The sequence below is a fragment of the Brevundimonas sp. Soil_N_31 genome (assembly GCF_057655995.1).
In genome coordinates, this window is the sequence record NZ_JBDGLE010000003.1 from 222,251 (window position 1) to 231,464 (window position 9,214).

A 9,214-nucleotide genomic window follows, 5' to 3' on the forward strand; every position below is an offset into this window, starting at 1 on the left:
GGGCATGAACCCCATCATGGCCGCCCGCGCCTACGCCTCCGTTCAGGGCGGGGGCGGCGTCAATGTCGCCACCTCGGCCAATGCGGCTGCAAGCACCGGCCCGAACGCGGCCGGGGGCTTCGCCGACCTGTTGCAGAACGTCATGACCCAGACGACGCAGCAGACCCGCGCCGCCGAGACGCAGATGGCCCAGTCGGTCCAGGGGCAGGGCAATCTGATCGACGTCGTCACCGCCATCTCCTCGGCCGAGGCTTCGCTGGAGACGGTCATGGCCGTCCGCGATCAGGTGATTTCGGCCTATCAGGAAATCATGCGGATGCCGATCTGAGGGCTCGCGATGATCGGCGGCTAGTCGGCGAAATAGCCTGAGGCGTCGACGAAGGCCTGGACGGCCGCCTGGTCCGAATAGTCCAGTTCGAGCATGGTCTTCAGCGCCGCCGCCTTGTCCGACGCGCGATCATGATAGCCGCGCGTGATCGCATAGCCGACGTAATAGCCGAGATCGCGTACGCCGAAGGGGTTGTCGGCGCTGTTGTAGAGCCAGCCGCTGAAGTCCTCGCCCGCCATATCCTGGCGGAAGGCGGCCTTGATCGCCGCGTCATGCGCCGGGCCATAGGTCACATAGGCCAGGTCGGGCATCCGGCCCGTCACCTGTTCGGCGACGAAGTCGGCCACGCCCTCATAGACGGCCTGGGCCAGCAGGCTGGGGCGCTCGCCTTCTTGCTGGGTGTGGACCACCTCGTGCACCGCCAGAAGGTCCAGGTTCTCCAGCGGCTTGCTGGCGAAGTAGGAGGCGAAGAAGCGCTGAAGCCCGGCCGGCATTTCAGAGGTGTCGACGCTTTCGTCGCCGGTGGCCATTTCGACGCCCAGCAGAACCTTGTCGCCCTGCGTCGTCCCGGCGGAGCGCAAGGCGCCGACCTCGAAATAGATCCCGGCCGGGCGCAACTCGGGATAGAGGGCGCGGAACCGTTCCAGATGCCCCTCAAGCCGCGTCAGGGCGCCGGCGGCCAGCGCCGTGCGGGGCCGCACCGAATCCCAATAGGCCGGATAGGCGCGGATCGCCTGAAGATAGGTGTCCGTCGTATAGCCCTTGGCCTCCATGAAGGCGGCCAGACCCGGCGTTCCGGCGTCGATGTAGAGTCTTTGGAACACGGCCTTCTGGGCTTCCGGCGACGTCTCCGCGCGAACGGCGTCATAGGCTGTCCAGAAGCGGGCGACGTCGCTGTCCTCCAACCGGATCGGGGAGGAGCTCGATTGAGCGGCTGCGCCCGTCGCCAGCAGGCTCAGGCCCAGGGTGATCGTCAAAGCCAGTCGGCGCATGGGTTTTCCTGTTCTCAATGGATCGGAAAAGGAGAACCGCTACGCCTGCTGTGTCAAATGAAACGCCGGTAATGTCGGGGCGGGGTCACGCGACAGGGATCGTCCTCGCCTGCGGTTGGTTGTCTCCTGACAAGGGAGAACCATCATGCTCAAGGACAAGAACTCCTCGGCCATCGTGGCGGTGAAGGATCTGGAGCGCGCCAGGGCCTTCTATTCCGACGTGCTGGGTCTGAACCTGGCGGACACCGGCATGGACGGGGTGCTGGGCTATCGCACCGGGAACACCTGGCTGACGGTCTATCGCTCGGACTTCGCCGGGACGAACCAGGCCAACGCCGTGACCTGGGACGTGGGCGTCGAGGTGGATGACATCGTCGCCGACCTGAAGACCAAGGGCGTCGTCTTTGAACGCTATGACGGCATGGCGCATGACGGCGACGTCCATGTCGCCGGGCCGCTGCGTCTGGCCTGGTTCAAGGATCCGGACGGCAACATCCTGCATCTGGTCGGCGGGGCGGGCGGGGCCTAGCCCTCCAGCGAGACGACCGGCTGGCTGACGGCGGCGCCCTTGCCGCGCGCCTTCAGCCAGGCGCGGATGCGGTTCTGGATCGGCTGGTCGATCAGATAGTGCAAGCCGAAGGCGAAGACGAAGGCCGCCAGCACGCCCAGAACCCAAAGGCCCCAGCGCCAGACCTCGCCCAGCGCCAGCTTGTTGGCGAAGGCTTCGGCCAGGCCGAACCAGGCGATGCGCACCACTTCGTTCGAGATGAACATGGAGAAGGAGACCATGGCCGCCGCCTCGACCAGCCTGGACGGCCGCTTGGTCGGCACGGCGCCCGCCGCCAGGATGATGATGGAGATGAAGACCAGCGACAGCAGGGCGTTCTTGTCGAAATACTGGGCGACGGCCAGGCCGACGGCGGCCAGCACCCCGGCCCAACCGGCGACGCGGGCGTTGATCCACACGCCTTGCGCGAACCAGGCCAGCCCCATGCCCAGGATGAACAGGGGCAGGGCGCGCCAGATGCCCAGGTTCAGCGGCATCTGATAGACGGGATATTTCAGGATCGCCCAGCTCAGCTCATTGGAGGCCAGATAGCCGACGACGACCAGGATTAGCGCCGTCCACGGCCCGATCCGGCTGAGGCCCCGCAGCACGAAGGGGAAGGCGACGTAGCAGCCCAGCAGCGCCGAGATCGACCAGGTCGGGGCGTTCCAGCCCAGGCCGCCGTGCACGCCGAACGACTGCACCAGGGCCGCCTGGGCGGGAAGCTGATCCCAGGCGAACCACTCGGGATGGCTGGGCGGCATGCCCGCGGCGGTCGCCGCCAGCACCAGCGTCACCAGCAGGCCCAGCACGATCAGGTGCGCCGGATAGACCCTCAAGGCCCGCTTCAGGAAGAAGTCGCTCTTCGACATCCGGCCTGACCCGACGGCGCGGCCATAGACCCGCATCAGCACGTATCCGCTGTCGATCAGGAAGAAGTTGGTCAGCAGGAAGCCGCCCCGCTCGAACACGGGATGCAGCCCCTCGGCCAGGGGGATGGGCGCCGACATCTGGAAGTGATGCAGGATGATCAGGGCGGCCACGATGAAGCGCAGCGCATCCAGCCAACCGCCGCGCATGATCGGCGGCGGTTCATTCCGGGACGAAAACACAGCCTGCAGCATCACGACCCCCTTGTTCGAATGCTGTTACGCAAGAACGGGGCCGCGCCCTCCTTCACAGTCAGAAAAGGAGGGAAAGGGGCTTTTAGCCTCGCGCCAGCCGCATGAATTCCTCGCGCGTGCGGGGGTCTTCGCGGACGACGCCCAGCAGGCAGCTGGTGATCAGGCTGGCGCCGGGGACGTCGACGCCGCGCATGGTCATGCAGCTGTGCTCGGCCTCGATGACCACGCCGACGCCGTGGGGGCGCAGCACGTCCTGGATGGCGTTGGCGATCTCGGACGTCATCTTCTCCTGGATCTGCAGGCGGCGGGCGAAGCCGCGCACCACGCGGGCCAGCTTGGAGATGCCCACGACCCGGTCGGTCGGCAGATAGGCGACGTGCGCCTTGCCCACCACCGGCAGCATGTGATGCTCGCAGAAGCTGACGAAGCGGATGTCCTTCAGGACGACCAGTTCGTCGTAGCCGCCGACTTCCTCGAAGGTCTTTTCCAGATAGTCACGCGGTTCGACCTCATATCCCTGGAACAGCTCGCGATAGGACTTGGCCACGCGCTTGGGCGTTTCGATCAGGCCTTCGCGCTCAGGATTGTCGCCGGCCCAGCGGATCAGGGTGCGGACGGCGGCTTCGGCTTCTTCCTGGGAAACGGCGGGGGAGGAGGGGGTCTGGTCGCTCATGAAAGGCTGCATACCTCCCCTGCACAGGTTTTGGAAACGGCGCCGCTGTTTAAAACCGCTTCTGCCCCGATCAGGGCAGACGGACCAGTTCGACGCGGCGATTGCGGGCGCGCCCCTCGTCGCTGGCGTTGTCGGCTGCCGGCTTGTCGGCGCCGAAGCCCTTGGCTTCCAGCCGCCTGGCGTCGATCCCCTGCTGCGTCAGGGCGGCGACCACGGCGCGGGCGCGTTCTTCGGACAGCGGACGGTTGCGAGCGGGCGCGCCGGTGTTGTCGGTGTGGCCCTCGACGGACAGGCGCAGGCCAGCTTCGTCCTTCAGCATCTGGGCCATGGCGTCGATCTGGGGGCGCGAGGCGTCCAGGATGTCGGCCTTGTCCAGAGCGAACTCGACCGGCACCGCGACGCGGCCGTCGGCGGCGATCTTACGCGCCAGTTCGCTGGCCGGCAGCAGGCCGGCGGTGGGCGCCAGGGCCTTGGCCTCGACCACCGCCATCGAGCCTTGCGCGCTGCCGACATACAGGTGGACCCAGACCGTGCGGTCGGCCTGGCGGATCACCCAGGTCTGCGACGGGCCGTTATAGATGTCGCCGATGCCGTTCAGGGACGCCATCTGCACCGCCTCGGGCAGGGCGTGGGCGGCGTCGCTGGGAATCTGGCCGTCAAAGATGCGAACGGCGCCCGCCTCTTTCAGCGCGTGCTCCATGTTCCGCAGCAGCTCCAGCCGCGAGAAGCTCTTGCCGGTGTCGTTGGTGATCTGGGTCTGATGAGCGCGGCCTTCGATCATTTCGAACCGGGTGCCGGTCCAGAAGGGAAAGTCGGCGAAGTCGTGCGCCTCGCTGTTCTGCGGCTTGTAGCCCTCGGGCAGGCGCAGATAGGGGAAGTCGCCCAGGCTGACGCTCGACAGGGCCACGCTGTTCACGTCGAAGGGACCGGCGGCGGCCGGGGCGCCCTCGGCCGGAGCCGTCGCCGTTTCAGTCTGTTCCGGCGCCTTGTTGTCGCACGCGGCGACCAGCAAGGCCGAGGTCGCAATCGTCAGGACGGAGGCGAGGCGCAGGAACGGTTTCATGAAGCATCCTTCAGGCGTTGATCGGGGGGAGGGTGAAACCGTTCGTCTAGTCGCCGCTGTTGTCAATCGCATGAAGCGGCATCGACCGGAACATCGGTCTCATTTCATCGTCCTAACGTCGCGTTAACCATCGTGTCGGCATTTTCTGCCCACTGTCCCGTGCGTGTGTTCGGGGCGCCTCGGGGATCGGCGATGAGCGGCGCGGAAGTTCTGGATGTGGGTCGCGACGCCCTGTGGCTGACGATCCAGCTGTGCCTGCCGGCCCTGATCGTGGCCCTGGTGGTCGGCGTGGCCATCGGCCTGTTCCAGGCCCTGACCCAGATTCAGGAGCAGACCCTGGTCTATGCGCCCAAGATCATCGCCATTTTCGTGTCGTTGCTGCTGTTCCTGCCGTTGATGGGCGCCCTGCTGGGCGGCTTCATGCGTGAGATCGCCGCGCGCATCGCGGGCATGTAGAGCGGGGCTGTAGGGCAGGGACATGGAGCCTTACGCCACGGCGGAACAGGTCTGGGCCGGGGGGCTGATCTTCGCGCGCGTCGGCGCGATCCTGATGATGCTGCCCGGCTTCGGCGAATCCTATGTGCCGCCGAGGGTCCGTCTGTCGCTGGCCCTGGTGCTGTCGCTGGCGTTGTGGCCCATCGTGGGCGCCAGCCTGCCGGCCCTGCCCGCCACGCTGGGGGCCACGGTCGGCTGGGTGATGCGCGAGGTGCTGACCGGCCTGGCCATCGGCGCCATCCTGCGCAGCTTCATGACCGCCCTGACCACGGCGGGCGAGATCGTCTCCCTGCAGACGACGCTGGGCTTCTCCCAGACCGCCAACCCGCTGCAGGCCCAGCCGGGCACGACCCTGTCGGCCTTTCTGATGCTGCTGGGCGTGACCCTGGTGTTCGCCACCAACACCCATCACCTGTTCATCGGCGGCATGGTCGGATCGTATGAGGCCATCGCCCCGGCCAAGCCGCTGATCGTCTCGGACTTCACCCAGATGGCGGTGAAGACCCTGAGCCAGAGCTTCATGTTGGGGGTGCAGCTGGCGGCGCCGGTTCTGGTGTTCGCCCTGATCTTCAACCTGGCCTCGGGCCTGGTGGCGCGGGTCATGCCCAGCTTCCAGGTCTATTTCGCCGCCGCGCCCTTGAGCGTCATCCTGGGCCTGTCGGTGTTCGCGCTCAGCCTGGGCGTGGTGGGAACCGTCTTCATCGACCGCTACCGTTCGGTGGCGGCCTTCTTCACAGGAGGCGCCGTTGGCTGACGGCCCCGATCCCGAGTCGAAAACAGAAGACGCCACCCCGCGAAAACTCGAGGAAGCGCGGAAAAAGGGCGACGTCGCCAAGTCGCCGGACGTGGCGGCGGCGCTGTCTCTGGCCGGGGCGGCCGGCGTGCTGCTGGCGGGCGGCGGCTGGTTTTCGACCCGGATCGCCGAGGCCCTGACCCCCTTCCTGGCCCAGCCGCACGCCATGATCGGCGGACTGGAGGCGGGCGGAGGCGTCGAGATCGGCATGCACGCCGTCTGGGCGGCGGCGCCGTTCCTGGCGGCCCTGATGTTCGCGGTCATCCTGGGCGGGGTCGGCGGCAATCTGGCTCAGTCGGGCCTCATCTTCACCGCCGACAAGGTCAAGCCGAAGTGGTCCAAGGTGAATCCGCTGGAGGGCTTCAAGCGCATCTTCGGCCCGGACGGTCTGGTGCAGTTCCTCAAGACCTTCATCAAGCTGGTCGCCATCGGCGCCGTCTGCTGGTGGGTGCTGAAGCCTCACGCGCGCGAGTTCGAGAACCTGGCCGCCATGAGCCCGGCGATGATCCTGCCGTTTGCACGCGACCTGGCGTTGGCGTTGATGCTGTCGGCCCTGGTCTTCCTGTCGCTGACGGCGGGGGCTGACTATCTGTGGCAGCGGATGCGCTTCGCCAAGCGGATGCGGATGACCAAGGAAGAGCTGAAGGAAGACTTCAAACAGTCCGACGGCGACCCGCACGTGAAGGCCAAGCTGCGTCAAATCCGCATGCAGCGCGGCCGTCAGCGGATGATGCAGGCCGTGCCGGACGCCACCGTCATCATCACCAACCCGACCCACTATTCGGTCGCCCTGCGCTATGAGCCGGATCAGGGCGACGGCGCGCCCGTCTGCGTCGCCAAGGGCGTCGACGCCCTGGCCCTGCGTATCCGCGAGGTGGCCAATGAGCATAATGTGCCCATCGTCGAGAACGTGCCCCTGGCCCGCGCCCTCTATGCGGCGGTCGAGGTGGACGGCGTCATTCCGCGTGAACACTTCGAAGCGGCCGCCAAGGTCATCGGCTTCGTCATGCAGCAGAGGAAGCGGCGATGAGGGCTACGGCGGAGGAACGGCGTATGCTGACGAACCCTGATTCGCGAGGGCGAGACGCCATGACCATTTCCCGCCCCCAAGACCGGCTGAAGGCGCGCTCGACACGACGACCGACGTTCGATCCCTTGCTGGTGGTCATGGCTGTGGGGTTCGCCCTGGCGGTCGCCGCTATCGCCTACCCGGCGTTTCGCACCAACGCCTTCAGCGCGCCGGGCCTGATCTTGATCTTCGCGGCGGGGGCCACGGCGCTGATCTGGCTGTTCGCCTTCGGCCGGGCCGAGGTGCGGCGCGCCACCGGCGACACGGCGGTCGAGATGCTGGACGCCCTGGCCGAGCCTGCCGCCCTGGTATGGCCGTCGGGCCAGGTGCTGGCCTACAACGCCGCCTGGGCCGAGGAGAACGGGACGGTCACCACCCTGCCGCGCGGCAAGTCGGCCCAGGCCCTCTACATGGCCTTCGCCCAGGCGCGCGAAGGCGATCAGGGCCGCGCCATCGTCCAGATCGGCGCGCGCGAGAAGGAGGTGCTGATCGGCCTGGCGGGACAGGGCCGTTTCCTGGTGCGCGCGGCGCCGGACGCTGTCCTGCCGATGGCGCTGCCACAGGCTGTGGCTCCCCAGCCCGCGGCTCCCACCGGCGAGGCCCGCGCCATGGCTGCGGGGGCGCCTTTCGGCTCAGCCGTCATTGGCGGCGAGGATCTGTTCGCGGGCCGGGTGGAGGAGCCCAACGCGGCGCTCGCGCTGCTGACCGGCCCGGCCGTTTCTGGCGACGCCGCCTTCGGCCATCTGTTCGATCCGGCGGGCGTGGCCGAAGCTCGCGCCAAGCTGGAGGCCGGATCGTTTGGCCCGATCGAGCTGATCGCCCGCGCCCACCCGGATCGGCAACTGCATCTGTATGTCGCGCTCGAGGGCGACAAGCGCCGCATCTGGTTGTTTGACGTGGCGGCGCAGAAGTCGATGGAGTTGCAACTCTCTCAAGCCCAGAAGATGCAGGCTGTCGGCCAGTTGGCGGGCGGCGTAGCTCACGACTTCAACAACCTGTTGACGGCGATCCAGCTTCAGTTGTCCGGCCTGCTGGAACGTCACCCGGTTGGCGATCCCTCCTATGAGGGGTTGAACGAAATCCGCCAGACGGCCATCCGCGCCGCTGACCTGGTGCGCAAGCTGCTGGCCTTTTCGCGCAAGTCGACGGTGCGGCGTGAGCGGCTGGATCTGGGCGAGCTGGTCGGCGAGTTCTCTGTTCTGTTGCGTCGCTTGCTGCGCGAGGACGTGCGGCTGGAAACGGACTATGGCCGCGACCTGCCCCTGGTGCTGGCCGACAAGAGTCAGCTGGAGACGGCGGTGATGAACCTGGCCGTCAACGCACGCGACGCCATGCGCGGCGTTGTAGAGCCGGGCGCGGGCGTGGTGACGATCAAGACCCGCCGCCTGACCGGCGTCGAGGCGCGCGATCTGGGCTGGCGCGAGGCGACGGACGAGGTCGCCCTGATCGAGGTTTCGGACACCGGCCCCGGCGTGCCGACGGCCCTGCTGGACAAGATCTTCGAGCCCTTCTTCACCACCAAGGCGGTGAACGAGGGAACGGGCATGGGGCTGGCCACTGTCTATGGCATCGCCCAGCAGGCGGGGGGGCATATCACCGTCGCCAATCTGGACGGCCCCGATTCCAGTATTCTTGGGGCCGCCTTCCGCATCTTCTTGCCCGCCGCGTCGGCCGAGGAACTGGTCGAGGCCCCGGTGGTCGAGAAGGCGGTCAAGGCGCCGCGCGACCTGTCGGGCGCGGGGCGTATCCTGTTTGTGGAAGACGAGGCCGCCGTGCGCGGCATCGCCGCCCGCCTGCTGCGCCAGCGCGGCTATGAGGTGATCGAGGCCGCCGACGGCGAGGAGGCTCTGATCCTGGCCGAGGAATGGGCGGGCCAGATCGACATGCTGATCTCGGACGTCATCATGCCGGGGCTGGACGGGCCGTCGCTGTTGCGCAAGGCGCGTCCCTTCCTGGGCGATGCGCCGGTGATGTTCATTTCGGGCTATGCGGAGAGCGACTTCTCGGACCTGTTGCAGGACGAGGTCGGCGTGTCCTTCCTGCCCAAGCCGCTGGACATCAAGACCCTGGCCGAGCGCGTGAAACAGGAACTGCACGCGGGCTGAAAGCGCGCCTGCGGGGCGCGCCTAG

At 67.4% G+C, this 9,214-nt stretch carries 10 protein-coding genes; 6 read left to right on the top strand and 4 right to left on the bottom strand.

What is annotated here, in order from left to right:
• Window positions 1-4: 4 nt before the first annotated feature.
• Window positions 5-328 (top strand): flagellar hook-basal body complex protein FliE, encoded by a 324-nt coding sequence (gene fliE / locus AC3A3G_RS06510; protein WP_200168174.1) that lies wholly within the window; start codon window positions 5-7, stop codon window positions 326-328.
• Window positions 329-348: 20 nt separating this feature from the next.
• Here fliE and AC3A3G_RS06515 read toward each other — a convergent pair whose 3' ends face one another.
• Window positions 349-1,320, bottom strand: coding sequence for a DUF2268 domain-containing putative Zn-dependent protease (locus tag AC3A3G_RS06515; RefSeq protein WP_368925213.1), 972 nt, complete (start codon window positions 1,318-1,320; stop codon window positions 349-351).
• Between the two features lie 145 nt (window positions 1,321-1,465).
• Between AC3A3G_RS06515 and AC3A3G_RS06520 the strand changes: the two genes are divergently transcribed.
• The gene (locus tag AC3A3G_RS06520; RefSeq protein ID WP_003163610.1) at window positions 1,466-1,849 is read left to right on the top strand and encodes a VOC family protein; all 384 of its coding nucleotides are present in this window, start codon (window positions 1,466-1,468) and stop codon (window positions 1,847-1,849) included.
• On the opposite strand, the gene AC3A3G_RS06525 is transcribed toward AC3A3G_RS06520, so the two are convergent.
• From AC3A3G_RS06525 to AC3A3G_RS06535, 3 genes are all read right to left on the bottom strand, one after another.
• Complete coding sequence (locus tag AC3A3G_RS06525; RefSeq protein ID WP_487487807.1) at window positions 1,846-2,991, bottom strand: acyltransferase family protein; 1,146 nt, start codon at window positions 2,989-2,991, stop codon at window positions 1,846-1,848. The two genes, AC3A3G_RS06520 and AC3A3G_RS06525, sit on opposite strands and share 4 nt — an antisense overlap.
• A gap of 82 nt (window positions 2,992-3,073) precedes the next feature.
• On the bottom strand, window positions 3,074-3,664 hold the full coding sequence (gene folE, locus AC3A3G_RS06530; protein WP_200168169.1) for a GTP cyclohydrolase I FolE: 591 nt from the start codon (window positions 3,662-3,664) through the stop codon (window positions 3,074-3,076).
• A 70-nt stretch (window positions 3,665-3,734) separates the two neighbouring features.
• A complete protein-coding gene (locus AC3A3G_RS06535) occupies window positions 3,735-4,727 on the bottom strand; it encodes an OmpA family protein (protein WP_487487808.1) in 993 nt (330 codons plus the stop codon).
• Window positions 4,728-4,919: 192 nt separating this feature from the next.
• Here AC3A3G_RS06535 and fliQ point away from each other — a divergent pair, with 192 nt between their 5' ends.
• Genes fliQ through cckA form a run of 4 tightly spaced genes read left to right on the top strand, consistent with a single transcriptional unit; the run spans window position 4,920 to window position 9,189 of the window.
• On the top strand, window positions 4,920-5,183 hold the full coding sequence (fliQ, locus tag AC3A3G_RS06540) for a flagellar biosynthesis protein FliQ (protein ID WP_003163604.1): 264 nt from the start codon (window positions 4,920-4,922) through the stop codon (window positions 5,181-5,183).
• Window positions 5,184-5,205: 22 nt separating this feature from the next.
• Complete coding sequence (gene fliR, locus AC3A3G_RS06545; protein WP_125902119.1) at window positions 5,206-5,976, top strand: flagellar biosynthetic protein FliR; 771 nt, start codon at window positions 5,206-5,208, stop codon at window positions 5,974-5,976.
• Complete coding sequence (gene flhB, locus AC3A3G_RS06550) at window positions 5,969-7,045, top strand: flagellar biosynthesis protein FlhB (RefSeq protein WP_487487809.1); 1,077 nt, start codon at window positions 5,969-5,971, stop codon at window positions 7,043-7,045. Before fliR ends, flhB begins: the two co-directional genes overlap by 8 nt.
• Before the next feature lie 59 nt (window positions 7,046-7,104).
• Window positions 7,105-9,189: a cell cycle histidine kinase CckA gene (gene cckA / locus AC3A3G_RS06555; RefSeq protein WP_487487810.1), complete on the top strand. Its 2,085-nt coding sequence runs from the start codon at window positions 7,105-7,107 to the stop codon at window positions 9,187-9,189.
• The last annotated feature ends 25 nt before the right edge of the window (window positions 9,190-9,214 follow it).

Excerpts from the sequence above, each read along its gene's own strand:
- fliE (WP_200168174.1), top strand. The coding sequence starts at position 5 with ATGAACCCCATCATGGCCGCCCGCGCCTACGCCTCCGTTCAGGGCGGG.
- AC3A3G_RS06515 (WP_368925213.1), bottom strand. The coding sequence starts at position 1,320 with ATGCGCCGACTGGCTTTGACGATCACCCTGGGCCTGAGCCTGCTGGCG.
- AC3A3G_RS06520 (WP_003163610.1), top strand. The coding sequence starts at position 1,466 with ATGCTCAAGGACAAGAACTCCTCGGCCATCGTGGCGGTGAAGGATCTG.
- AC3A3G_RS06525 (WP_487487807.1), bottom strand. The coding sequence starts at position 2,991 with ATGCTGCAGGCTGTGTTTTCGTCCCGGAATGAACCGCCGCCGATCATG.
- folE (WP_200168169.1), bottom strand. The coding sequence starts at position 3,664 with ATGAGCGACCAGACCCCCTCCTCCCCCGCCGTTTCCCAGGAAGAAGCC.
- AC3A3G_RS06535 (WP_487487808.1), bottom strand. The coding sequence starts at position 4,727 with ATGAAACCGTTCCTGCGCCTCGCCTCCGTCCTGACGATTGCGACCTCG.
- fliQ (WP_003163604.1), top strand. The coding sequence starts at position 4,920 with ATGAGCGGCGCGGAAGTTCTGGATGTGGGTCGCGACGCCCTGTGGCTG.
- fliR (WP_125902119.1), top strand. The coding sequence starts at position 5,206 with ATGGAGCCTTACGCCACGGCGGAACAGGTCTGGGCCGGGGGGCTGATC.
- cckA (WP_487487810.1), top strand. The coding sequence starts at position 7,105 with ATGACCATTTCCCGCCCCCAAGACCGGCTGAAGGCGCGCTCGACACGA.